Here is a 25,467-nt window from a genome sequence, read left to right on the forward strand (position 1 = left end):
GGTGGCGTAATTTTATTAATGAACGAACAGCGCTACTACCTATAACAGGAGTAGCGTTAATTATTTTCGAATAGTATATTGATTCGGTTGAAAATTTAGTTTGCCTATTGTGTATATAGATTTTTATTGTCATATTTATAGCAGATAAAATTATATATATAGACCTTGAGTCCTCTATACAATCTTCCAGAAGAAACATTGATTGCCCTGCTGAAAGGAAAGGACCAACGTGCGTTCAATTATCTCTATGACAATTATTCCGGAGCGTTATATGGTGTTATCTTACGTATCGTAATATCTCCGAAATTTGCTGAAGAAGTTATCCAAGATGTTTTTGTTAAAATATGGACTAATTTCTCTTCGTTTGACGCTGAAAAAGCGAGAATTTATACATGGATGCTTAGCATAGCTCGTAATGCAGCGTTAGATTACCGCAAATTGAAGAGTGTAAAAACAGAATTACAAAACCAACCACTTCCAGATTCCGTAAGTACTATAGAAGAACAATATTATACACAGTCCGATCAAGTCGAAAGAATGGATCTTATTGGTGTAAAAAATGTGCTAAACATTTTGAAGCCTGAGTTGCGTATCTTGATCGATATGGCCTATTATGAAGGTCACACGCAGCAAGAGATTTCGGAGATTCTTAACATTCCCTTAGGTACTGTTAAGACACGGACTCGCACTGCGTTTTTACAATTAAAAAGTCAATTAAAGGATCATCGTTAGTTTTGGATATTAAAGCGTACATATCGTCAGGGATTATCGAATCATACGTCTTGGGGCTCGCCTCCGAAGAGGAAGTGAGTATATTGAATTGTATCCGCCAAAATAATACGGAAGTGGAGCAAGCAATTACCGAGGCCTATGAAGTGATGGAAACTTTAGCCCACGCTCAAGCCGTTCCCGCTCCACCGTCACTCAAAGAGTCGATATGGGATAAACTTGCTGCGATCGAAGATATGCAAGAGAAGGAATCGATAAGCTTGCCTGTGGAAAATAAACCACAGGTCGATCCTATTCGTCCGATAGCCAAACGTAACAATGTAAATTGGGCAATTGCGGCAAGCCTTTTGTTGACCGCAAGTGTTGCTGCCAATGTCATCCTCTATAAAAATAGCCAAAAAGAAAAAGCTGAGCTTAACCAAGTTGTTAGCGAGAGTAATATTCACCAAGAATCGCTCGCTGGTCTAGAAGAAAAATGGCGGTTGTTGCTCGACCCTCAAATTAAGGCTGTAAAACTGGCGGGAGCGGAAGATAAAAGTGAGTTTAAAGCTATGGTTTTTTGGAATCAGAAAACCTCAGCAGTATATTTGAGCCTTGAAAATATGCCAGAAGCACCTCGCGGAAAGCAATATCAATTATGGGCAATGGAGGATGGAACTCCTGTTGATGCAGGCGTTTTTCCTTTGAACGCTGACCATATCGATGTGAGTACGATGGCTAAGATCTCCAAAGCGCAGGCCTTTGCTATAACACTCGAAGATGAGGGGGGAAGCGCAGTTCCTACTTTGAGCGAGCTCTACGTTATCGGGAACATCTGATTTATTGGATGTACGAAAAATGCCTCGACTTAAAAGCCGAGGCACCTAAACTATAGAAAATTAAACTTATATTAAGCCTTTATAAATAGTTTTGCAATATTTAACACTGCATCCGCTGTTAATGGTTCATCAAATGATTCTGTTGCTGCATTTGCTGAAATTTTCCCCATCTGTCCGCTTAGTGTGGTAATATCGACACCAGCCTGGGATTTGTTGTCTTCACCGGCATAAATCGGATCTACAACTGCACCTATTCCACTGTCATTCGCACCGGTTATCCATGGCTTTTGGTCTGCCGCACCACCGCCACGCGCTCTGCGCATTTGACGAATATGTGCCGCATGCCGAGCTTCAACGGAATGGATTTGCAGGGCCGCTGTTAAAACAACCTTATTTCCTACAAGGATACCCGCTTGTCCTTTATACGCCCTCACACCGGTATCCTCAAATGCCTGCGCTAGTGCTAAGAAGGTGTCATAATCACTGAAAACATTGGCAAATGTACCTCCTGCAGTGAAATCAAAAGTCGGTTTTGATACCGCTTTAGAACCCAAAACAGTTTTTAAGAATGCAACGTGAGCGACTTCATGGTCACGGATCGTCTGAATAGCGCCTTGAGGTTTTCCTGAAGGCACAAGTCCCGATTTTGCAGCTCCCATTGTATAGTACTCAGCCTCGAGGTACTCCAATGTTAGCGCATAGTTCAAAACGCCATTGACATCTGTTGGCGTTGCGCCATACGCCTTTTTAAAAAGGGCACTAATAAAAAAGGGCGCTGCTGCTAATGAAACTTTCTTTCCAAATGAAGCCATATTTCGGATGGCCTCTCTGCGGGGACTAATGCGATCGTTAAATTCAGGATCGACTTTATTAATTTCTTCAAATATCGTTAATATATTCATGATAGTAATTTTTAAAAGTTAGTAAGTTGGAAGGTCTGACACATCGATTTTTGACTTAATAAATGGGGCTGCAGCTTGAATCACGACTGTAGGACTGTTTGCTACGTCTAGTCCGTTCGCGTCAACCACTTCTGCATTAGCGAAGCTTCCATTATCAATCAAATCCCTGATTAGCGCAGCATGGCGTGCCTCTACAGAAACAATTTTGCCCGCTAATAGTAGATAATTAGGTTCTTTAATAAGCCAGCCGGCGCCGTTATAGGCTGAAACACCGAGATCTTCAAAGGTTTTGGCAGTAGCCAGTACGTTGCTGCGGTCAGAAAACTTAATAGCGGAGAGGTTAAACTCGAGGCTAGCTATTGCGTTGTTACCAAGTGCTTTTTTGAAAAACTCACGGTGTGCAATTTCGTGGTCACGTATATCTGTGAAATAAGACTTCTCCAGAGCAGTAATTCCCGAATATGGGTTATTAACTACTTCGATATAGAAAGCCGCTTCTAGCTGCTCTAATGCATAAGCATAATTTAGAATGGCAATGTCACCACTCCCAAAATAAAACTCGTTGCCGCCCATATCTGGTCCTCTGTCATCATCTTTATCACACCCAAAGGTGCTTAATAAAGCGACAGAACCGAGGCCAGCACCGGCATATTTTAAAAACTCTCTTCTTTTGAGGTCTTGATGACCGTTTACCAACGAGTCATTGTCCAATGTCTTTCTTTTCATGATAGTTTTATTAGTTTAAAATTCTTTATCTATATCTAGATATACGGCAAATGTTGAGGCTTGGATTTCTCTTTAGACAAATTTTTGTCGGATTTTCTAAGAATAGACGTGAAATTGCCTCTGCGTTACATACGCATAGTTTTATCGTTGATTTTATTTCCGGCTTGACGAAGAAAATGTATTTAGCTTTGTATAAACTATACCCAAAAAATCGCAGCTAGTTGAGAAATTGCATATATGCAGTTTTAGTTATGATTATCAATGCTGACACACTGTTGTCAGTGATCGTGTTTTCTTTGTAAGTAAACATAAATTGATATCTAATGAAAAATCTACAGCATTCAACAACGCTTCCGGCACAGAAACTTATTTCCTCGATTGAGCTTTTTAACCATTGGCAAGGCCATCGGCGCGTAACCAGACGTGTTATCGACTCCTTCCCTGAAGATCAATTGTTTGGCTATTCCATTGGAGGAATGCGTCCCTTTGCAGACATGGTTAAGGAAATTATGGGGATGTCTGCCACGGGAGTGAGAGGTATCGCGACCAATAATTGGATACCAATGAAGGAACTAGACTATCATTCGGGAACATCGAATGCCAGTTCTAAGGCAGAACTACTGGCTGCTTGGGACAATGTATCTGATATGATTTTCACAGATTGGCAACGAATTACTGAGCAACGGCTCCAGGAAACTGTACTTGCATTTGGGCAGTACGAGGGAGAATCCTATGGGATCATTTTTTATTTTATTGACAACGAAATTCACCACCGCGCCCAAGGCACAGTCTATCTTCGTAGTCTAGGTATAGAACCTCCAGCGTTTTGGAACAGAGGGTAGAAATTTTCTTTTTGCGCATGTGTAGTCTTCAACATGCTCTGGGTGTCAAATTTTGAACGTCGAAATCGCTAGTGTAGATGGGCTCCAGTTAAAAATACCATAACCGGGGTATTGACAAGGCAGCAGCTCATGGACGTAATTGCAGCGGGGCAGCTCATGCCGGGTCTCGTATTTTCATCCGTTACTTTTATTGGCTATCAGATAGGAGGATGGGTTGGGGCCGTAGTATCGACGATTGCTATCTTCATTCCGTCATTTATTTTTGTGGCATTGCTTAATCCTTTGATAAAAGAGATACGACGCTCTAAAGGATTGTCTGTTTTTTTGGATGCGGCAAATGTAGCATCTATTTCTATCATCGCAGCGGTACGTTTTACAATGGGGAAAGAGGTTTTAGTGAATTGGCGATCAGTGGTTATTATGGTGCTCAGTATGATTATCTTGTTCGCGTTCAAAAACATTAATAGTGAATTCCTTGTGATAGGTGGAACATTTTTTGGCTTCTTGCTATTAAAAATTTAAGATGGTAGTTGATAGATATTATTGAAGATATCTATTTATTTAATAACCTAGGTTGATAACTTAAAAAACATAGAAGGGTTATATCTTCGTCCGCTTGACTAGCTCAAGTTAGGAACTATGTAGAAATTGATCTGAAACTGCTATGTTCTGCAACAAGCAAAGCCTTTTGGAAGTTTACTTGGTGATTAAGGGGATTATATGAAAGAAATTCCTGTTTGGGAATTGGGGATATAGCATACTATCATTTATCTTTGATGTAAGTACACCAAACAGCGATACCTAGTTCGGATCAAAATGAAAAAAATACTCCTGCTATTTCTTTCGGTTATTTTTATATCTAGCTGTGTCTCGTCAGCGGGATCAGTCGATTATTTCGGGCAGGCCTATCCGGATACTATTCCCGTGGTTTTTGCGCCAGATATCATTTCACAGAAGGGAAGACTAGAGCACGGAGTTTCATTTGCACCTGACGGTCAAGAATTAGCTTTTGGGATATTAAGAAAAGGTGATTTGCGTGGAGAAATATTTTATTCCCAGAAGGCCAATGAAAAATGGAGCAACCCGCTGGTTTTTGAGCCTTTGAAGAACAAATCTGTATATCTGCCCTATTTTTCTCCAAACGGCAGATTTTTACTTTACGCACAAAGTAAAACCGACACAGACCATGCCGACACCGATATCTGGATGATTGAAAAGACTAATGATGCTTGGAGTCTTCCAAAATTGTTGCACGGTCCAATACTTTCGGAAGGTAGGGAAGCGAACGCAAGTATGAGCTATGACGGTACTATCTATTTTTCTTCCAATAGAAATTGTGATGGGAGGGAAAATTGCCACACCGCTGATTTATTCTATTCCGAATTAAAAAATAATCGATATCAAGCCGTGAATATTATCCCCGAATTGGCCTCATCGAATGACGAAGAGAGCGTTTTTATATCTCCAAAGGAAGAATATCTAATTTTTTGTAGATATACAGACGAACAAGCAACGGTCGATTTATACATTAGTTATCGCGATACCCATAATAATTGGCTCGAACCTCAGCGCGTTAATTCACCCATAAACTCTAAAGATTGGGAAAGAAGACCGTTCGTAACTCTCGATAATAACTTCCTGTTTTTTACAAGGTTGCAAATAGGTGAAAATCAAGTTATCGAATCGGATATTTTTTGGGTCAATACGTCGAAATTGTTCAAACCCTTTATTTTCCATCCAATTTCTAACAACACTGCTCATGTTGGAACAGCATTCGAAATATCGCTACCGCAAGATTATTTTAGAGACATAGATGACGAAAAATTGACGTACACGATTAACCAAAACCAACCAGATTGGTTGAATTTTGATGCCGAGCAGATGAAACTATCGGGGATACCTACGGTCGAAGGAGAATTTGAATTGATTTTAACCGCTACTGACAATTCATCGAACAGGACAGATAGTAAAATTAGAATTACGGTCAAAGAGTAAACGTTGACAATGCACATCCTGTATTTTCTAGCAGATAACCATCGGATGAAACGCATAATACTTGGATTACGCTATCGATTGATAGAACTGGCCGGACGATTCAGTCTTCTTAAATATACCCTAGAGATAGTTTAACCTTTATCCTAATCTAGCACTATTCATCTCTTAAGCTGGTTACCGGGTTCATTCTAGCTGTTTTAAAGGCATGATAGCAAATAGTGCCTGCGGCAATAAAAAGGCTTATGGCACCTGCCAGAATAAACACCCAATATTTTATTTCAATCCTATTGTTAAAGTCTTCAAGCCAAGCGTGCATTACCCACCAAGCAAATGGCACGGCAATAAGAATAGCCACTAAAACGAGTTTTAGAAAATCGATAGAAAGTAATTTGATTATTTTAGTGACAGTAGCCCCTAAGACTTTTCGAACGCCAATTTCTTTTGTCCTTTGTGCTGTGATAAATGCAGCGAGTCCGAACAAACCTAAACATGCGATAAAAATGGCTACAAAGGCAAACGAAGTAAAAATAGTTTGCGTCTGTTTTACATCGGAGTACAAGGCGGAAAAATTATCATCTAGGAAGCTAAACTGAATTTTTTGATTGGGAGAGAATTCATCCCAGATATCCGTTACTTGCGAAATGGTTCCTGCCATATCCAGTGAGCTAACTTTAATAGATATTAAAGAGGGACTATTACCTAATACGAGACTAACTGGACGTACTGCTTCTGCTTCGCTTCGCATATTATCAAAAATAAAGTCTTCAACAACTCCAACAACCGTTCTTGTTTCGCCATTGAATATCTTCGATCCAATCGGATTTTTGAGACCAAGTTCTTTAACCATTTTCTGGTTGATAATGGTTCCACTAGAATCCGTTGGCATATCAAAACTCAAATTCCGTCCTGCGACTAAATTCAATCCATAGGTTGAAATGTAGTCTTGATCAATTATCCAAAATTGGCCAGGTTTACCATCGTCTTCAGATTGTTTTCCATCTTGCCAGAAGGGATTGCCGTTCCTACGGCTTCCTACCATATCTACCGGGACATAATCTCCTATAGACACGCTGTGGACATTCGATATTGTCTTTAATTGTTCTTTGAAAGATTTAATCTGTTTACCGAGCGTGTGAGTACCATGAAGCATCAAAACCTGATCTTTATTGTATCCTAGGTCTTTGTTCATTAGAAAATTCATTTGTTGATGAATGATTATTGTTCCGATTATCAGCGTAATCGAGGTGACAAATTGAAAAATGACTAGGCTGTTTCTGAAGCCGCCGGAACTTTTCGAATGTAAGACCTTGCCTTTTAAGATTGATATAGGTTTAAATCTTGATAGGAAAAGCGCAGGGTAAATTCCGGATAACGCACCCAAGATAATAGCCCCTAGGAGCATAATGCCAATAAATTGTAAATTGAATAAGGGGATAGAAAGCGACTTACCCGCTATTTGGTTAAACAAAGGCAGTAAAATAATGGTGATGAGAAGCCCTAAAAAGACCGAAATGGCACAATAGAGAAATGATTCTGTGAAAAATTGATAAATTAAGGACTTACGGCTGGATCCGATTGTTTTCCTTATACCAACTTCTTTCGCTCTAACTGCAACATTAGCCGTTGTTAAGTTAATAAAGTTGATGCTAGCAATGAGTAAAATGAATATTGCTATTCCAGCAAAAATCCATACTATTCGAATATCTCCACGATTTTGTACTGAGACTTTATCATCGTGAACGTCCTTCGAATGTAGATGAATTTGATTTACAGGCTGGAGGGAAATAAATGATTCTTTAACCATTGGATTGACGGTCCTTCCTGCCATCTTTATCGAAGGAATGTAATGGTCTTCAATATATGTTTTCGTTAACTGGCCTTCTAGTTGATGTATATCGGTGCCCGATTTTATTTTAAAATATGTGGTATAATTACTGGAAATCCAATTTTGCTGTTCGCCATCATAGAAGTTTATTCCGGATAGGGTTAAGAATATATCGTACCCAAATAAATGGGAGTTATGCGGTATATCGGCTAAGACCGCTGTGATCTCATATGGATTCTGTTTATCGTTATTTAAATAAACTACTTTACCAACAGGGTTTCCTTTAAATAGCAATGCAGCTTTACTTTTGCTAAGGACCACTGTGTTAGGCTTATCTAATGCGTTTTTTAAAGAACCGTAAACAGCAGGTATTGGAAACATATCCAAAATAGATTGATCCGCATACACGAAACCTGACAATGATTGGTTTACAGGATTTTCGTCAGTTGTTACTTGATTATTCCCAGCTCCGAAAAGCGAACTCGGCAAAATTCTTCCCGACTCCAAAATCGTGGGGTAGGTCTCCTTCATAGTCGGGCCTGCAGGAGCCGGAAAGGAAGTGCCACGCTCAATACCAGACTCTTTTTTGAAATTCCCCAGCATCCTAAAGATCTGTTCTTCTTCTGGGTAAAATTTGTCATAGCTTAATTCATGCTGAACAAATAAAACGATCATAATACAGACAGCAATACTAAAAGCAAATCCTCCAATTTTAATGGTCGAAAAGAGTTTTTGTCCCTTGAGGTTGCGCCACGCTAGTTTTATGTAATTTTTGAGCATAAATATTAACTAATTTAAACAAAAAATGCAATCCGTCTGCCATTTTTATAAACACTTGTGTATGAGTCTGTTTTAGTTTATATCAAGCCAAAGTATGTTCATTATTGAACAGTTCTCGTTCATTAATGAACGGTTGTTTTGTATGCCCTAAAGATTATAATCGTCGGGGTAAGCATTTGATCCTATTGCCGAAGTTTGACTTCGCAAATTGTTCATTAATTGTTACGCGAGTTTCGTTTTTTATTCTACTAACCGCGCTGTCTAGCTAGCCTAAGTTTCTCGTAATGATTTGACAGGATTAACTCCCGCGGTCCGGATAGCTTGCCAACCAACCGTAACTATCGCTATTAATAAAGCGGACGATCCTGCGATGGCAAATATCCACCATTGGATACTGATATGATAAGCAAAATCTGCTAACCATTTATTCATTGCTAACCATGCAACCGGTGTTGCTATTACTATGGCGAGAATAACTAATTTGATAAAATCCAACGTCAGTAAATGTACGATACTCAAAGTTGTTGCTCCTAGAACTTTTCTTACTCCAATTTCTTTGGTTCGCTGTTGGGCCGTGTAGGTTGCTAGTCCTAAAAGCCCTAAACAGGCGATGAAAAGAGCTAATCCAGAAAACGCTGTGAATAATCGTTGGAAACGGAAATCCTCTTCATATTGGCGATTAAAACTATCATTTAAAAAACTGTAAGTAAATGGCCTATTGGGTGCAATTTGACTCCACGACTTCTTGATATTAGATACAGTCTCCCCGATATTTTCCGTTTTTACCTTTAAGGTGAAATATCTGCTACTATACGGATCTACCATTAAAGTTAAAGGCTCAACCTGTTGGTGTAGGGAGCGATAGTTGAAGTCTTTGACTACCCCAATAACTTGTCCTTCACGTCCCCATTGTCTATATCGTTTACCTATAATATTTTTCGGGTCCACAAATCCATATGCTTTTGCTGCTGCTTCATTAACAATTAATGAACTTATTGTGTCGACGGGGAAATCCCTTGAGAAAGCCCTTCCGGCTGCTAATTCAATACCAAAATGGTTTATAAAATCAATATCCACCTGGAATATGGATTGTGTTAAATTAAGAAAAGCACCTTCCGAGGTTTCGATATCTGTTCCTGCATCGGGGTAGTAGGCACCAGGCACACTCCGAGAAGCTGAGATCGAGGTCACATTGGGATTACTTAGGAAAAGCTGCTTAATGGTTTCGGTTTTACTATTGATGTTATTATCATAATTAAAATCAAGAACTAGCATTTCTTCTTTGGTAAATCCTAAGTTTTGGTGCTGTAAATGCTTTAATTGTTTAAACACAATCAATGTCCCGGCAATAAGGGTAATAGATAGAAAAAATTGGAATACTACCATTACTCTTCGAATGGTAATTCCTGAAGGGGCTCCCTTAAACGAACCTTTCAATACAGCTGTAGGTTTGAAACTAGATAAGACAAATGCTGGATAGATGCTTGCGAGCAGTGCAGTAGTTGAGATGATCGACAAAAATAAAATAAAAGTTTTCCAGTTAAGGATAGCAGACAGAGAGAACGTTTTACCTGTAAAGTTTTCTGTGATTGGGAGTAATAAAAGTAACATGAGCAGGGCTACCATGGTTGCTAAAAGGACCAGCAGGAGGGATTCCTGGATAAATTGAAATATCAAACTTTTTTTATTTGCTCCCACGACTTTCCTGACCCCGACTTCCTTCGCACGTTCCATAGACCTAGACGTTGCTAAATTCATAAAATTGGCACAAGCTATGCAAAGAATAAATAGGCCAATGATAGCGAAAATATATAGGTTTTGTAAATTTCCCGTCGTGCCGGGTTGTCTTTCAGCTTTGGAATATAAGTATATGTCCTGTAAAGGTTCAAATCGAAATGAATACTGGCCATTTGTTGATGCTTTATGCCGCTCTAGAAAAGCTGGTATTTTAATCTCTAAATCAGCAATATTAGCGTTTTTTGCTAATACGAAGTACGTATAAAAGTCTACATAACCCCATTGATAAAAAGGGTCTTGCCAAGATTGTCTGAAGGAACTCATCGACATTAGGGCATCAAAGGTAAAGTGTGAGTTTGCAGGGACATCCTTTATTATCCCCGTAACTTTATATATCCCCTTTGCAGCACGACCTCCGGTTTCACCTCCCTCGATAGCTTTTCCCATCGGATCTTTCTCACCAAAATACCTTCTCGCAGTTGTTTCTGTCAACACGACAGAAAAGGGAGCTATCAAAGCTGTTTTAGGATCACCCTTAATCATTTCCCAGCTAAAGACATCGAAAGCGGTTGAGTCGATGAAAAAGATTTTGTCTTCTTGAAAAGACTTTTCACCATGTTTTAATAAAACAGAGGATTGGCCAGAGAACTGGACTATTTTTTCGATTTCTGGAAACTCAGTTTTAAGGGCGTTGCCTACAGGAGCGTTCCCCCAAACTTGATCAGGACCAGCTCTTCCTGCCTGATCTTTCCAAGTATGAACCACTCTGTATATTCTCTCCTTACTCGAATGATATTGATCAAAAGATAACTCATCAATGATATAGAGACTGATAATGAAACTACATGCTAAGCCTATAGCTAACCCTACGATATTTACTAGCGTATATCCTTTGTTTTTTGCTAGGTTTCGCCAAGCGATTTTAAAGTTATTTCGAATCATGGTCTCACAGTTAATTTTGCTGATAAAAGCATTAGAGTTCGTTATACACTTGTAGTATTCTGAACTATTCGGCTCTCGCTATTTCGGCGTTCCAATTACATTGCCAGATGCGTAAATAGCTGATTTGTAATTTTTTACTTGGTGCAGGTGTCGATGAGGTGTTCATAATCGAACAAATTTCGTACGAAACCGAACATTGAACCGCCCGTTAGTTTATAAAAATGCTGCCCCGTCCGTAATTAACTATGCAACTTGCCAAAGATTTATCAATAGCTATATGGTGAGTCGCGTTTGAGATAAAAAGCCTTTGATTAAAAGTTGGTTTTAAATTAGTAAGCATCAAAAAGAATAATCAACTTTACACTATTAAAGTGTAATCGGCACGAAGAAAATAATCGACATGCAAATAATGAAACGGAAATCGAGCTAACAACTAAAAAATCAGTAAATGAAAGCATTTGTCATGAATAAGTATGGGACAGGCGATCTCCAATTTGTAGATATCCCGATTCCCAAACTTGGTAATAACGACGTGTTAGTAGAAGTCTACGCTGCAAGCATTAATCAGCTGGATTTAAAAATTAAGGTAGGCGAGTTTAAACTCATCCTGCCGTATAAGTTTCCCCTTATCTTGGGGCATGATGTGACAGGGATAGTGATCGAGGTAGGAGCGAAGGTTTCTAAATTCAAAGCAGGTGATGAAATATATGCACGTCCGGCTGATTTTCGTATCGGTACATTTGCTGAGTATATCGCAATTGATGAAAGCGATGTTGCCTTAAAGCCCAAGAACATCACCTTTGAAGAGGCTGCATCTATTCCATTAGTAGGACTGACTGCGTGGCAGGCATTTGTAGAAAGAGGTTTTCTCAAAAAGGGGCAGAAGGTATTTATACAGGCCGGATCGGGAGGTGCCGGAACAATTGCAATTCAGTTAGCGAAACATTTGGGAGCAATCGTAGCAACGACAACGAGTGCAAAAAACTCGGATCTGGTAAAGACACTTGGAGCCGATGTTGTGATAGATTATCGGAACGAGGATTTTGAGCTGATTTTGAAAGATTACGACTTCGTACTGAACAGTCAGGATAGCAAAACCCTCGAAAAGTCATTGAATATATTGAAATCCGGAGGGAAATTAATTTCCATATCGGGACCGCCGACTCCGTTATTTGCTAAAGAATTTGATCTTCCTTGGTACGTTAGATTGGCGACAAAGCTTCTAAGCGGTAAGGTCAGGGCGAAGACCAAAAAATTGGGTGTTGAGTATGAATTTTTATTTATGAAATCGAATGGAACCCAACTGGGCGAAATTGCAAAGCTCATAGAATCGGAAGCGATTCGTCCGGTAATAGACAGGGTGTTTCCTTTTGAGCAGACAAACGAGGCACTTCAGTACATCGAGCGTGGAAGATCTAAGGGAAAAGTGGTAGTTAAACTGAAATAAAATTTTACTGATGGGGTGAGCTGATTAATAGATTTAGTCATCCAAGACAGGAGTTACGTTATAACAAATAAGCTTCGACGTTGGTGCCGGATAGAACTGTTACCGCTTGCTCAGGGATAATAATAAGACAGTTTGCCTGTGCGTAGGATTGTAAGCGGTAAGAGTCTTGAGCATGTAATTGTATTAACTCCTCGCCGTTATAGCTGCCTTTCAAAAAGTGAGTGAGTCCCTCTTTTTTATGGTAATTGCCCCTAATGGGCGCTATAATTTTTTTTATACGGGGTGGCACCCGCATTAACTTTTCCAGCGCTGGCGCTGCATATAGGTAAAAACAGGTTAAAGTTGACGATGGATTTCCCGGAAGCCCGATAACCAGTTTTTCCCCCTTATTACCAAAAAACAAAGGCTTACCCGGCTTTTGACGGATCTTATGAAACTGTTGCTCAATACCACATTTTTTTGTCGCTGTGGCCACGAAATCATAATCTCCGACACTCACGCCGCCTACCAATAGCAGCATATCAACGCGTGCTAGAGATCTTTCTATTGCAGTTTCTAAGTGCTCTAAATTATCGGGAATATGCAAAACCTCAACGTCATTAATGCCCAATTGGGTTAAAGCGGCACTTAACTGATATGAATTTGACTCGTAGACTTCTCCAAATCCCAATTGTTCGCCTGGCGGTATGAGTTCGTCACCGGTAAGGATAATAGCGACTCGGGGCGTGCTGTATGTATCTACATGAGTGCATCCGATCCCCGCTAGATAGCCAATCGCAGCAGGAGTTAGGAAGGTGCCGTCTTGTAAAGCCAACGCACCCTTTTTGACCTCAGAACCTCTAGCACGAATGTTATCGCCTTGCCGCAGGTTTTGATCTTTTACCCAAACAGATCTATTTTTAGTTACCTGCACCTTTTCTTGCATGACCACGGTGTCAGCTCCGATGGGTAAAGGAGCGCCGGTAAAGATTCTCATGGCGTTACCGCGTGATAAAGTTTTTTGCATGGTCATCCCAGCCGGTATGGTGCCGACAACTTGTAACTCTAGTTCTCGATCTTCGTAATGGATTGCGTAGCCGTCCATGGATGATTGTTCAAAATTAGGAATCGAAAATTGAGCGTAGACATCTGATGCTAGCGTGGAACCAAGCGCGTCCTGTATTCGTACACCCCTAGCTTTTTGCGGTTTTGGTAACAGGGAATCTATGATTTCTTTTGCTGTATCCACGCTTACCATTGTCCGTGGTGCATGCTGATGACGTAGATTGTGTTCAGATTCCGTTTCTCCCAGAGGGAGTATAGCAATATCGTCTGGTTGTTTCGCAATGATGTCGTTTATTCTTTGATGACCATCATCGGAAAGAAGCTCATCGAAAAACCTTTTTGAGAAAAGGACCGGAAGATCCCATATTTCTGCAATCTTTGTCGCGATTATTCCTTTGCCAGTCTTATCGGCTAGGGACTTAAGCTCGTTAAACAAATTGATATTTATAAAATGTCGATCACTAGCACATATGATACACTGTTCCAGATCCGGAGTTGCGTTAAGTAAAGATTGAAGTCCCATTTTGATCGAACTCGAGATGCCGTTTTTCCAATTTGTATTAATAATTGTTTCGGTCGAGTTACCGGCTAATTTCGCTTGGAGTGTTTTCTGCAAGGGGTTCAGGACAACTACGACACAATGTCCTGAATGAACAGAAGGTTCCACTGTTAGATGTTTAACCAAGCTTTTTTTATCGGAAGCCACTGCGTACTTCGGTCTATCTCTCCCCGTATATTCTTCTACGGCCAATATAACTATACCTGTCTTTTTTGTCATACTCCGATAGGTTTTATATACTAGTTCTTATAAGGGATAGGTCGTTGCGATCTCGTTTATTTTTAGCTTGCTCTTGTTCGGGTCTAAAATCACATGGTCGATACCCTTGCGATTAATTGATAACAACAAAGGACACGCTGTCTTTAACAAGAAGCCCGCTCATATTGCGGCCTAGATATGTAATCGTATATTTTTCGGGTTCAGCGATATCGTAGCCTTCTAAAAGGTTGACGCTTGTCGATATACTATCATTAGAATCGACAGCAATATAACTATCGGCGGGTGGTGGCATTATCCGTTTTGCCATCGCGCCTTTATAGTTGACCTGGTCACCGCTTTCTGATTTTATATCCAGGTATTTACTAATGAAAGGCTCAAATGGGGTATGCCATTTACAAAATGTTTGTGCTGTGTCGCCATCGTTGTACACTGTAAATTTTAATTCCACAGCCTGTCCAACTTTGATAGTGTCTTCAACAGACATTATTGCATAGAAATCTTTCTCCTTGTTATTATCGACAGCTGAAGTAGCCGTTGTGTCAAGATTGTTTTTAGCGCCATCGTTCGTCATCCCACAAGAAGAAAGTACCAGTATGGCAGCGGCTAATAAGAATATTTGATAATTACCCATGTAGCAAAAATATAGTTTTTACCTCGCTTCTTCATGTTTTTTGAACATAAAGTATGATAAACAGAAAACGAGGTAGCATAACCTTTTGTTTTTATAGTTTATCCTGTGCAGGAGCGGAGGAATCAAGATTTGAGCTATTTTTCAGCACAGCGCTTTGCTTCTTCAATCCAGTCTTGCTCAAGTGTTAGTTTTTTATCTGGCGCAATACCAATATTGTCTATGGCCGACCCACTGTCGATTCTTCGGCTTCTATATGTCTCCCCTTAAAGCAGGTGAAGCATACGGCTGAAAGCTGCTCCTTTCATATTATTATAATCTCGAACACGCGCTGTATGCCCACTTAGGGATGAAAACGTCATTCTATAGGATGAGGGTTGATAAGCATGGTAATAGATCGGTGAGTGGAGAGGTGTTTAGGTTTTTAGTCCGTTTAGGAATCGGGAGAAAGACATTTCGAATGTGTTCGACATTCGTTCTTTACCCGCTAGGTGTTCGTAGTGCAGAACTCCAGTTTTCAAACAAAAACAAATTAGAGCGGTTCCTTATCTATATAGCTTATACGATATGAATTTTGACATTATTAAATTAGAAGATCTTAAAAAAGCCGATCACATCCCCAAGATTGTCGATGATCAAGTTGAAGAACCTTATTTCGTAAACTATGGTGAACGAACAGTTGGGGTAGGTTTATATCTTCCAAACTCGGATCACTGTGTATTGGCTTTAGTCGGAGATAGCCTCGATAGTAAGAAAATCATTGGTTATTATGGTAGCAGTGACGAACACTATGAGTTGGTACTCCATGGCTTAAGAATCGCATTTGAAGGCTATTTAAGATCGTTTAAGGGCGATACGGTAATCGGTGATATGGAGGTCGATGATTAGTCGAAGAATTTTAATTATTTTACCTTTGGTGAGGCAGCAAAGTATGCCTGAGATTACGGATCAGACTTGCATTGCGCATTCTATTCTACTTTAATAATTAGTTTATATACTAATGTTTATAGTTAAGTTTATTAGGTATTTATTATTTGTTAAAAGTGGTTTTTATACCTTTAGCCATAAAAAGGGAAAATGGCTTTGTATAGGCCGAACCGGCGTACTGACCGAACAGTCTGGGCCTGGCTTACGTATAAAGTAAAGGAATTTAGATCTATAGTAAAAGAATAATTTTTCTAATTTTATCCATCATATGGAAGAAACTTTTACACACGTACGTACGATGATCAGCATGATCCTTGGATTAGGTATCGCGCAGCTACTAAAAAATGCCGTAAAACTGATTGATCACAACAAGTTGGTCAAGCCGTATCTTCTGCATTTGCTGTGGGTGTTTTATGTCTTCCTTCTGATGATTCATTTCTGGTGGTGGGAAGCACATCTGAAAAATATTATCCACTGGAATTTTATCGAATATTTTTTTCTGATACTGTATACGATGATGTATTTTGCGCTGTGTGTCCTAATTTTTCCAGATAATATAAGCGACTATAAGGGGTTTAAAGATTATTTTTTTTCAAAGAAGCGATGGTTCTTTACGTTTTTAATTGTGCTTTTTGTTGCTGATTTTGGTGATACACTCTTAAAAGGGCCTGCTTATATGGACGCACTACACTGGGAGTATCCGGTGCGAAATGTCAGCCATATCGTGTTATGTGTATTAGCGATCAAGTTCGCTAATATTCGTTTTCATTATGTTCTGGTAACTCTGTTGATTGTGTATGAAATTTCCTATATCTTGAGACATTATTTTATAGGCTAGTGTGACATATTGCGGACTCGCAAAATACCATCGGAAAAAATATTTTTGTACATTTATCGGTAGCCGGAGATTGATTATTTTAAATATGAAAAGTAGTAGGTATGTCTTTGAATAAGTTGAAAGAAATGAAAGCAACATTTGTTGCCGTTTTGCTGATGACAATAACGGTTTGCGCATTTGGCCAAACTGAACAGAAAAAGCCCAACATCATCTTTATAATGAGTGATGATCACGCCGAGCAGGCAATTAGCGCGTACGGTCATCCGATTTCAAAAATAGCGCCCACGCCCCATATTGATAGAATAGCAAAGGGGGGAGCATTGTTTACGAATAACTATTGCAGCAATTCATTATGCGGTCCTAGCCGTGCAGCAATATTGACGGGTAAACATAGCCATAAGAATGGCTTTATGAAAAATGAAAATAAAGCTTTTGACGGCACGCAACAAACTCTCCCCAAAATTCTTAAAGCTAACGGCTATCAAACTGCGGTGATTGGAAAGTGGCATCTGCTTTCCCGGCCAACAGGTTTTGATCATTGGACCATTCTAAATGATCAAGGTGATTATTATAATCCTTATTTCATAACATCAAAAGACACAACCCGGTATAGTGGTTACGTTACGGACCTCATTACTGATTTCACAAAACAATGGCTGGAAGATAGGGATGAGTCCAAACCATTCTTTTTGATGATGCATCATAAGGCACCCCATCGCAATTGGGTGCCCGCAGAGCGCCATTATAGATTGTATGAGCATGTCAAATTTCCTGTCCCGGACAATTATTGGGATGATTATCAGGGAAGAATTGCGGCCAGCAAGCAGGAGATGAACGTCTATAGAGATATGTATGAAGGCCACGATCTGAAAATGGTGACCGGTATAGGTTCAGATAGTTTATTGTATGATCCGTGGCCTCAGGCATTTATGGGAACTATGACTCAGCAGGAAAGAAACCGTTTTTTTGAAGCTTACAGGGAGCGGAACGATGATTTTTATCGCACATCACGTTCGGAGAAAGAGGTCGCAGAGTGGAAATATCAGCGTTATTTACAGGACTATATGGCTACCGTGAAGTCCGTCGATGAAAGTGTAGGGGAGATACTAGATTATCTTAAAGCTAATGGATTGGAGGAGAACACGATTGTCATATATACGACAGATCAAGGGTTTTATTTGGGAGAACATGGATGGTTTGATAAGCGTTTTATGTATGAAGAGTCATTCGCAATGCCGTTAATGATGTCGTACCCGGGACATATCGAACCGGGAACCAAGGTAACAGAGCTAACGCAGAACATAGACTTTGCTCCCACGTTTTTAGACATGTGTGGGATCGATATTCCCACGGATATGCAAGGTTTGTCCTTTAAGCCGTTAGTGGAGGAGCGTGAAAAGCCTACGAAGTGGCGGGAGTCACTTTACTATCATTATTATGAGTTTCCGGGCATCCATAGTGTGCGAGCACATTATGGGGTAAAGATGGAACGGTACAAGTTGATGTACTTTTATAAAGACGACCAGTGGGAGCTTTATGATCTAAAAAAGGATCCCTCTGAAATGCACAATATATATGCTAAACCCGGTACCGACAAAATTACGCGGAAACTGAAAAATGAATTAGCACGTTTACAGGATGAATATGATGTAGATGAAGAATATAGAAAATAACATGAGAAGCGCTGCGACTTTTCTGTTTATGGTGTTGAGTACGCTGTCTTTGTCCGGGCAGACTATGCGGATGGACACTTATTGTAATCCGCTGAATTTGGATTATACCTACATGATCTATAATGCTCACAAAGATATTTCTTACCGCTCGGGTGCCGATCCTGCGGTTGTTGAATTTAGAGGCGAATATTATATGTTTGTTACCCGTAGTCATGGATACTGGCACTCTGCGGACTTGCAAAATTGGAATTTTATAAAACCCGAAATTTGGTATTTTGAAGGTTCCAATGCACCCGCTGCCCATAATTACAAAGATTCAGTGCTTTATGTTGCTGGCAATCCGTCAGGAAGCATGAGCATTCTTTATACAGACAATCCAAAGAAGGGCGACTGGAAATCGACACCGTCAATTCTCAATGATTTGCAAGACCCGGATTTGTTTATCGATGACGACGGACAGGCTTATATGTTTTGGGGATCATCAAACAAATTTCCCGTTCGGGGAAGGAAGCTAAATAAAAATAAACGTTTCATCGCTTCCGAGGAGATTGTAGAGCTGTTCAATCTTGATGCGCAGAAACACGGATGGGAACGCTTTGGAGAGAACCATTCGGATACGGTGCTCACCGGATATATCGAGGGCCCATGGCTGACTAAACATAATGGTAAGTATTATATGCAATACGCCGCTCCTGGCACAGAATTCAATGTGTATGGAGATGGTGTATATACGGCCGATCACCCTCTTGGACCGTATAGTTATCAACAGCATAATCCTATTTCGTATAAGCCAGGCGGATATATGAATGGGGCAGGCCATGGAAGTACTACTCGAGGGCCCGGGGGTAGCTATTGGCATTTTGCGACGATGGACTATTCGGTAAACATGAATTGGGAGCGACGGTTGTGCATGTTCCCGACCTTCTTCGATCGCGATGGTATCATGTATACGGATACTTATTTTGGAGACTATCCGCGGTATGCTCCATCGGTTCCTGAGAAGAATGGACGGTTTAGGGGATGGATGTTGCTGTCGTACAACAAACCGGTAACAGTTTCATCGGCGCAACCTGGTTTTAGCAAGGAAAATCTTACAGATGAAATCGCTAAGACCGCCTGGCTGGCAGAAAATAACGGCAATAAGCAATGGGTAATGATAGATTTGCAGCGTAACTCTGAGATGTATGCTATTCAGATTAACTACGCGGACTATAAGTCTGGAATATACGGACGAATGCCTGGTTTGAAGCACCGCTACACCCTACAGGGATCGCTCGATGGCCAGGAGTGGTTTACGGTAATTGATAAGCGAAATAGTTTTAAAGATACCCCAAACGATTATGTAGAACTGGAACGTCCGGTAACAGTTCGCTACATAAGATATAACAATATTGAGGTGCCAACTCCACATTTGGCTATGTCGGAAATCCGTGTATTTGGCAAAGGCTCTGGAAAAAAACCTGTTAAGGTGAAGGGTTTAGATATACGAAGATATACCGATCGGAGAGATGTGCGTATTCATTGGAACGAGCAGCCAGGTGTCCAGGGTTATAATGTGAGGTGGGGTATAGCGCCAGATAAACTGTATAGCTCGTGGATGGTGTACGGTTCCAATGAACTTTTATTAAAAGCGCTGTCTGCTGATCAGGAATACTACTTTGCATTAGAAGCGTTTAACGAAAACGGGATATCTGAGCTCACAGATGTTGTAAAAGTTGATTAGTGAGCGGCTTTAAAAGAAATAACGTACCGGCTGGCTCAACCAAGAAAATACAGGCTTTAGGTAGCTGCTGTGGCCATCCTGAAAAAAATCGCCTGAAAAAATGTAAAGCCGAGCAGCGATCTGCGCTTGTCACATATTTGGCTATTGCTTGATCCGAGACGACCACTTGGATCTTGATGTTAATAAATAGGTTTTTGGATTTTCATAAAACCCATCGCTGTAGCTATATCCGAGGAGTTTTATCAAGTTTGACGTGGGAACAGCAAATAAAATTATTAAAGCCGAGTGAGGCAACAAGAAATACTAGGTAATACTTAAAAAATGAAAAACACGAAATTACTTTTATTACTCTTTATTATTCCGTTCATCTTTTCACCGTGTATGGCGCAGAAGGACACAACGGCGCAAATGTTCTCGAGATATGTTGATCCGAACATCGGGTCAGTCCATAGCCGTTGGTTTTTTTACACCCCGGGTGCGGTTCCCTTTGGGATGGCTAAATTGGGACCTTCGACAAACGGGTCTTACGGGAATGCTAGTGGGTGGGAAGCAGTCGGATATGAAGATGGACATAGTTCAATTGAGGGCTTCGCATGTTTTCACGAATTTCAGATCGGCGGGGTAATGCTCATGCCAACCGTTGGCACGCTTAAGACGGCGCCCGGTACGCTTGACAAGCCGGAGGAGGGCTATCGTTCTACCTTCAAAAAAGAAAATGAGTACGCAACTTCAGGTTTCTACTCTGTATTGTTGGATAAATACAATACCAAAGTGGAGCTTACCGCAACGGACCGAGTGGGTTACCAGCGGTATACTTTCCCTGAATCCAACGAATCCTATATACTATTTGATATTGGAAACAAGCTGGGCGAGAGTGGTTCGGTGGTTGACGCCTATATCAAAATGGTGGATGAAACCACGGTTGAAGGATATGTGGAAACGAAACCAGAATATGTCAAGAAATTTCAACCCGAGGCAACGGTGAAAATGTTCTTCTATGCAAAGCTAAGCAAGCCGTCTTCCGGGCAAAAGGCATTCCTGCGGGCGGGGTCTGTTAATGAACAAGATGAAATAAAAGGAGTAGGATCCTGTCTTGCAGTGAAATATAAGACTTCCGACAAGGAACAGATAACGGTGAAGATTGGACAATCCTACACTTCGATTGCGAACGCCAAATTAAATTATCTAGCCGAAGGAGCGGATCTGGACTTCGATGCTGCGAAGCAAAAAGCATCAGCGAGATGGAACGAGATGCTTGGAAGGATACGGGTGGAAGGCGGTCCTCAAGAGAATAAAGTGAAGTTTTATACCGGTCTATATCATGCGCTGCTGGGCCGCGGGCTTGCAAACGATATTAATGGCGCGTATCCGAAAAATGACGGTACCGTTGGCCATATTCCGCTAAATGATGAAGGCCGGTCAGAGCACAACTATTATAATACCGATGCGATATGGGGAGCATTCTGGAACCTTACGCAGCTTTGGGCACTGGCGTATCCAGAGTATTATTCGGAATGGGTGAAAAGCCAGTTGCTCGTTTACAAAGAAACCGGGTGGTTAGGTGACGGGATTGCTAACAGTAAATATGTTTCGGGGGTGGGGACAAATTTCACTAGCCTTGCTATTGCGGCAGCCTATAATTGTGGGATACGGGATTTTGATTACGAGCTAGGCTATGAAGCCGCATTAAAAAATGAGATCAATGGATATCAACGTCCCGCAGGTGCGGGTAAACTGGATGTTGAAACCTTTGTAACAAGAGGATATAGCCCTTATATTCCGAACCAGGATCAGCAGACCAGCAGAGACGACGCAGGTTCAGTTTTCGGAGCCTCCCGTACCCTCGAATACTCTTTTAGCAGTTACGCGGTTGCGCAGTTTGCTAAACACCTGGGAAAAGAGGCTGATTATAATAAGCTTTCCAAAATGGCGTCCAATTGGGAAAATCTTTTCGATCCAAAAACGGAGCTCATTCGTCCTCGAATGCTAGATGGAAGCTTTTTAAAAGATTTCAACCCATCTGCTGCCTGGGCAGGTTTTCAAGAGGGGAATGCGATACAGTATACTTTTTATGTGCCACACGAACCTATCAAACTGATCGCTAAGGTCGGGCAAGATGTGTTCAACAACCGTTTAGATAGTATATTCCTGCTGTCTCAAAAGAATACGTTCGGCGGAGGGAAAACTGTCGATGCTTTCGCAGGCGTTAACGCGCTGTATAATCACGGAAACCAACCCAATCTGCATGTATCTTGGTTATTTAATTTCGCTGGTAAACCTTATCTAAGCCAGAAATGGGTGCGTACGATATGTAATGAATTTTATGGCGTTGATGGAGTGCACGGTTACGGCTATGGACAAGACGAAGACCAGGGACAATTAGGAGCTTGGTATGTGATGTCGGCAATGGGATTATTTGACGTTAAAGGATTAACGCAGATTGATCCTGCTTTTCAGATTGGAAGTCCCTTGTTTGATCGGGTGGAGATTAAATTGAATAAAGCATACTATAAGGGGGACAAATTTTTAATTGAGACAACGGGGAATTCACCTGAAAATCTGTATGTACAGTCTATCCATAAAAATGGCAAGAGCCAACAATCGATACTCCTGCCATTTGAAAACATTGTAAACGGAGGATCTTTAAAAATAGATATGGGAAACAAGCCCAATACGAATCTAAAGCTTTAGTCCATCTTGTCTGTTGTTATTTTGCTGTTAAGGAAATATTGACTGGGAAAATAGATGATTCGGAGTGTATAACACACTCCGAATTTTAGTTTGTATTTTCCTGCACCGTATGTCTAATGACAGAGACACTGTCGTTCGGAAAATGATTTTTTAACCACTTGCGTAGCTTCAGTTCTTGATTTGTAATTAGTTGTTCTTCAGAAGAATATATGAATGCAATATGATTGGCAAGACTGTCGCTCTTTGCGTATTGTTGTTGGCGGCCGATACTATAAAACGATAGTTCAGGGAAGATAATCTTGATATCACGGTCTAGCTCCGGGTTCGCTAAACTATATGCGGCAAGTTTGTTGTTCAGCGCGCGTATGGTTAAGTCTTTCTCATTTACGGCAATGCTGCGTTTATCGATCTCATTCATAATGGTCGATTTGAGGTCAAAGCTATCCTGCCGGATGATTAGTTCTGTGTTTTCCACACCAAAAGAGGCCATATTCCGCTCCAAGGCATGGATCTCTTGGTCGCTGAATTTTTTATCCAGAAAGGCGAGTTCCAGTCGTTTTGGGCTACGATTAGGAAGCAGCCGTTCATAGATGACCGTATAGCCATTGTCGGTTAACTCCTGCTGAACGAACTGTTTAACCTTGTTACTATATTTCTTTTCTTGAAGTAAGTTGTAGGCAAAGTAAAGGCTTGGAACAACTAGTATTAGTGTAATGACGGTAATACTTTGTGTGATTTTCTTCTCGCGACGCTGATCAACGTAATGCGTTTTAGGATAACGGAGGTATTTGACGATTGCAAAGGTTGCAATACAGATGAATACACAGTTAATAATATAAAGATAGAGCGCTCCGGCGAAGTAGCTGATGTTACCAATGGCTAAGCCATAACCCGCCGTGCATAGGGGGGGCATTAGCGCCGTTGCAATAGCGACCCCGGGAATCGGGTTCCCTTTGTTGACGCGAGTTATCGCAATTACGCCCACCAGACCACCGAAGATCGCGATAAGGACATCATAAATATTGGGGGAAGTACGCGCGAGCAATTCGGACTGTGCCTCCTTGAAAGGGCTGAGTAAGAAATAAACAAAGGAGACGACAAGACTGATCACTGTTGCAATCAATAAGTTTTTTATTGATTTTTTTAATAGCGGGAAATCAAATGTTCCTAAGGCAAAACCTGCACCAACAATCGGCCCCATCAACGGGGAAATAAGCATGGCACCAATAATTACCGCGGTGGAATTCACGTTGAGGCCAACCGATGCGATAACTATAGCGCAGGCAAGAATCCAGGCGTTAGCTCCTCGAAATGATATGTTTTTGACAACGTCTTCTAAGACCGTCTCTTTTTTGTCTTCGCCTTCGTGCAGGTTAAAAAAATGTAAAAATCTATTCATATGGAAGTATCGCGTGTTCACGAATATAGATAACAAATACGAGGGGTAAACAATAAACGGAAAATTAAAAAGAAAAATGTCGAATAACATTTACGAAAACCTTTGATATCAGAGCGAGTGTTATGGTGTTTTTTCGATCGCTCCAAAACAGTTTGTTTTGCTGGATGTAATTTTTATCTAAACAATCACGCTACTTCCTTGTTGAGATTAGGAATACGGGGATTTAACCATTCTCCTTTTTATATAACATTACAAACATTTCTTTTATGAACAACTTAGAATTCAACGACGTTCAACAACACTGGGACAACTTTTTAACATCAGCTATCGCATGGGCACCTCGAGTCCTCACGGCCATTGTTTCCGCTATACTGATCTACCTGGTGGGACTTTGGTTGATTAGATTGATTAACAAGATGACCTCGAAGGCATTTGAAAAACGCGATATGGATGTCTCACTTCGTCGATTTTTGACTACTCTGATAAATTGGGCATTGAATATCCTTTTATTTATTGTGGTGGTTACTCAACTAGGTGTTCAGACTTCTGCTTTCGTTGCCATAATCGGTGCTGCTGGTCTGGCTATAGGTCTTGCATTACAGGGCTCTTTATCGAATTTTGCGGGAGGTATTCTAATTTTGGTGTTAAAGCCGTTTAAGGTGGGGGATTATATCAGTTCGAGTGCTGGTGAATCCGGTACGGTTGACCAGATTGATATTTTTAATACAAGGCTCAAAACCCCGCAGAATCAGCTTGTAGTTGTACCAAATGGGGAGCTTTCTAATAGCAGTATCACAAACTATACGCAACTCGGAACAAGGCGGACTTGGTTCGATATCGGGGTATCCTATGATGCGGATCTACTTAAAGCTAAAGGTACATTAATGGGAGTGATTGCAAGTAATGAGTTCGCTTTTAACGACCCGGCTCCCCAAGTGGTCGTGACCGAGCTTGGTGATAGCGCAATAAACTTGTCCGTCCGGGTAACGACTTCGAATGATAATTTTTGGACAATGCAAGAAC

The 25,467-nt window shown here is 40.7% G+C and carries 19 protein-coding genes; 12 read left to right on the forward strand and 7 right to left on the reverse strand.

From position 1 onward, the window contains the following. The first annotated feature begins 165 nt into the window (after window positions 1-165). The gene (locus HP439_RS01300; protein WP_172388535.1) at window positions 166-732 is read left to right on the forward strand and encodes an RNA polymerase sigma factor; all 567 of its coding nucleotides are present in this window, start codon (window positions 166-168) and stop codon (window positions 730-732) included. A 2-nt stretch (window positions 733-734) separates the two neighbouring features. Continuing rightward, a complete protein-coding gene (locus tag HP439_RS01305) occupies window positions 735-1,547 on the forward strand; it encodes an anti-sigma factor (protein WP_172388536.1) in 813 nt (270 codons plus the stop codon). A 71-nt stretch (window positions 1,548-1,618) separates the two neighbouring features. On the opposite strand, the gene HP439_RS01310 is transcribed toward HP439_RS01305, so the two are convergent. Both HP439_RS01310 and HP439_RS01315 read right to left on the reverse strand, forming a co-directional pair. Further along, window positions 1,619-2,449 (reverse strand): ferritin-like domain-containing protein, encoded by an 831-nt coding sequence (locus tag HP439_RS01310; protein WP_172388537.1) that lies wholly within the window; start codon window positions 2,447-2,449, stop codon window positions 1,619-1,621. A gap of 18 nt (window positions 2,450-2,467) precedes the next feature. Further along, a complete protein-coding gene (locus HP439_RS01315) occupies window positions 2,468-3,175 on the reverse strand; it encodes a ferritin-like domain-containing protein (RefSeq protein WP_172388538.1) in 708 nt (235 codons plus the stop codon). A 323-nt stretch (window positions 3,176-3,498) separates the two neighbouring features. Here HP439_RS01315 and HP439_RS01320 point away from each other — a divergent pair, with 323 nt between their 5' ends. The 3 genes from HP439_RS01320 (at window position 3,499) to HP439_RS01330 (ending at window position 6,012) form a co-directional block, all read left to right on the forward strand. Next, a complete protein-coding gene (locus tag HP439_RS01320; protein WP_172388539.1) occupies window positions 3,499-4,017 on the forward strand; it encodes a DinB family protein in 519 nt (172 codons plus the stop codon). 111 nt (window positions 4,018-4,128) lie between these two features. Further along, window positions 4,129-4,539, forward strand: a complete 411-nt coding sequence (locus HP439_RS01325) for a chromate transporter (protein ID WP_281358164.1) — start codon at window positions 4,129-4,131, stop codon at window positions 4,537-4,539. A gap of 294 nt (window positions 4,540-4,833) precedes the next feature. After that, complete coding sequence (locus HP439_RS01330; RefSeq protein ID WP_172388541.1) at window positions 4,834-6,012, forward strand: putative Ig domain-containing protein; 1,179 nt, start codon at window positions 4,834-4,836, stop codon at window positions 6,010-6,012. 154 nt (window positions 6,013-6,166) lie between these two features. Here the strand turns inward: HP439_RS01330 and HP439_RS01335 are convergent, their stop codons facing one another. Continuing rightward, window positions 6,167-8,617 carry an ABC transporter permease gene (locus HP439_RS01335; RefSeq protein ID WP_172388542.1) on the reverse strand — a complete coding sequence of 817 codons (2,451 nt, stop codon included), beginning with the start codon at window positions 8,615-8,617 and terminating at the stop codon, window positions 6,167-6,169. A gap of 270 nt (window positions 8,618-8,887) precedes the next feature. After that, on the reverse strand, window positions 8,888-11,296 hold the full coding sequence (locus tag HP439_RS01340; RefSeq protein WP_172388543.1) for an ABC transporter permease: 2,409 nt from the start codon (window positions 11,294-11,296) through the stop codon (window positions 8,888-8,890). A gap of 448 nt (window positions 11,297-11,744) precedes the next feature. Between HP439_RS01340 and HP439_RS01345 the strand changes: the two genes are divergently transcribed. After that, a complete protein-coding gene (locus HP439_RS01345) occupies window positions 11,745-12,743 on the forward strand; it encodes an NADP-dependent oxidoreductase (protein WP_172388544.1) in 999 nt (332 codons plus the stop codon). 58 nt (window positions 12,744-12,801) lie between these two features. On the opposite strand, the gene HP439_RS01350 is transcribed toward HP439_RS01345, so the two are convergent. After that, a complete protein-coding gene (locus HP439_RS01350; RefSeq protein WP_172388545.1) occupies window positions 12,802-14,565 on the reverse strand; it encodes a molybdopterin-binding protein in 1,764 nt (587 codons plus the stop codon). A 112-nt stretch (window positions 14,566-14,677) separates the two neighbouring features. Continuing rightward, complete coding sequence (locus tag HP439_RS01355; RefSeq protein WP_172388546.1) at window positions 14,678-15,196, reverse strand: protease; 519 nt, start codon at window positions 15,194-15,196, stop codon at window positions 14,678-14,680. 564 nt (window positions 15,197-15,760) lie between these two features. Between HP439_RS01355 and HP439_RS01360 the strand changes: the two genes are divergently transcribed. The 5 genes from HP439_RS01360 (at window position 15,761) to HP439_RS01380 (ending at window position 23,045) form a co-directional block, all read left to right on the forward strand. After that, on the forward strand, window positions 15,761-16,081 hold the full coding sequence (locus tag HP439_RS01360) for a hypothetical protein (RefSeq protein ID WP_172388547.1): 321 nt from the start codon (window positions 15,761-15,763) through the stop codon (window positions 16,079-16,081). Window positions 16,082-16,388: 307 nt separating this feature from the next. Further along, window positions 16,389-16,958, forward strand: coding sequence for a hypothetical protein (locus tag HP439_RS01365; RefSeq protein ID WP_216657730.1), 570 nt, complete (start codon window positions 16,389-16,391; stop codon window positions 16,956-16,958). 125 nt (window positions 16,959-17,083) lie between these two features. Further along, the gene (locus tag HP439_RS01370) at window positions 17,084-18,631 is read left to right on the forward strand and encodes a sulfatase family protein (protein WP_172388548.1); all 1,548 of its coding nucleotides are present in this window, start codon (window positions 17,084-17,086) and stop codon (window positions 18,629-18,631) included. Next, on the forward strand, window positions 18,612-20,354 hold the full coding sequence (locus tag HP439_RS01375) for a family 43 glycosylhydrolase (RefSeq protein WP_172388549.1): 1,743 nt from the start codon (window positions 18,612-18,614) through the stop codon (window positions 20,352-20,354). Before HP439_RS01370 ends, HP439_RS01375 begins: the two co-directional genes overlap by 20 nt. Window positions 20,355-20,675: 321 nt before the next feature. Continuing rightward, window positions 20,676-23,045, forward strand: a complete 2,370-nt coding sequence (locus HP439_RS01380; RefSeq protein WP_172388550.1) for a GH92 family glycosyl hydrolase — start codon at window positions 20,676-20,678, stop codon at window positions 23,043-23,045. Between the two features lie 85 nt (window positions 23,046-23,130). On the opposite strand, the gene HP439_RS01385 is transcribed toward HP439_RS01380, so the two are convergent. After that, window positions 23,131-24,444, reverse strand: a complete 1,314-nt coding sequence (locus tag HP439_RS01385) for a TIGR00341 family protein (protein ID WP_172388551.1) — start codon at window positions 24,442-24,444, stop codon at window positions 23,131-23,133. A gap of 266 nt (window positions 24,445-24,710) precedes the next feature. Between HP439_RS01385 and HP439_RS01390 the strand changes: the two genes are divergently transcribed. Then, window positions 24,711-25,467, forward strand: a 757-nt coding sequence (locus HP439_RS01390; protein ID WP_172388552.1) for a mechanosensitive ion channel family protein, incomplete at its 3' end; no start/stop codon positions are given.

This window comes from Sphingobacterium shayense, assembly GCF_013179575.1.
In the GTDB taxonomy this organism is placed as follows: Bacteria; Bacteroidota; Bacteroidia; order Sphingobacteriales; family Sphingobacteriaceae; genus Sphingobacterium; species Sphingobacterium shayense.

What these genes read in the sequence shown, in the direction of transcription:
- HP439_RS01335 (WP_172388542.1), bottom strand. Translation starts at nt 8,617, where the DNA reads ATGCTCAAAAATTACATAAAACTAGCGTGGCGCAACCTCAAGGGACAA.
- HP439_RS01320 (WP_172388539.1), top strand. Translation starts at nt 3,499, where the DNA reads ATGAAAAATCTACAGCATTCAACAACGCTTCCGGCACAGAAACTTATT.
- HP439_RS01370 (WP_172388548.1), top strand. Translation starts at nt 17,084, where the DNA reads ATGAAAGCAACATTTGTTGCCGTTTTGCTGATGACAATAACGGTTTGC.
- HP439_RS01350 (WP_172388545.1), bottom strand. Translation starts at nt 14,565, where the DNA reads ATGACAAAAAAGACAGGTATAGTTATATTGGCCGTAGAAGAATATACG.
- HP439_RS01360 (WP_172388547.1), top strand. Translation starts at nt 15,761, where the DNA reads ATGAATTTTGACATTATTAAATTAGAAGATCTTAAAAAAGCCGATCAC.
- HP439_RS01380 (WP_172388550.1), top strand. Translation starts at nt 20,676, where the DNA reads ATGAAAAACACGAAATTACTTTTATTACTCTTTATTATTCCGTTCATC.
- HP439_RS01345 (WP_172388544.1), top strand. Translation starts at nt 11,745, where the DNA reads ATGAAAGCATTTGTCATGAATAAGTATGGGACAGGCGATCTCCAATTT.
- HP439_RS01385 (WP_172388551.1), bottom strand. Translation starts at nt 24,444, where the DNA reads ATGAATAGATTTTTACATTTTTTTAACCTGCACGAAGGCGAAGACAAA.
- HP439_RS01355 (WP_172388546.1), bottom strand. Translation starts at nt 15,196, where the DNA reads ATGGGTAATTATCAAATATTCTTATTAGCCGCTGCCATACTGGTACTT.
- HP439_RS01330 (WP_172388541.1), top strand. Translation starts at nt 4,834, where the DNA reads ATGAAAAAAATACTCCTGCTATTTCTTTCGGTTATTTTTATATCTAGC.
- HP439_RS01365 (WP_216657730.1), top strand. Translation starts at nt 16,389, where the DNA reads ATGGAAGAAACTTTTACACACGTACGTACGATGATCAGCATGATCCTT.
- HP439_RS01310 (WP_172388537.1), bottom strand. Translation starts at nt 2,449, where the DNA reads ATGAATATATTAACGATATTTGAAGAAATTAATAAAGTCGATCCTGAA.
- HP439_RS01340 (WP_172388543.1), bottom strand. Translation starts at nt 11,296, where the DNA reads ATGATTCGAAATAACTTTAAAATCGCTTGGCGAAACCTAGCAAAAAAC.
- HP439_RS01375 (WP_172388549.1), top strand. Translation starts at nt 18,612, where the DNA reads ATGAAGAATATAGAAAATAACATGAGAAGCGCTGCGACTTTTCTGTTT.
- HP439_RS01315 (WP_172388538.1), bottom strand. Translation starts at nt 3,175, where the DNA reads ATGAAAAGAAAGACATTGGACAATGACTCGTTGGTAAACGGTCATCAA.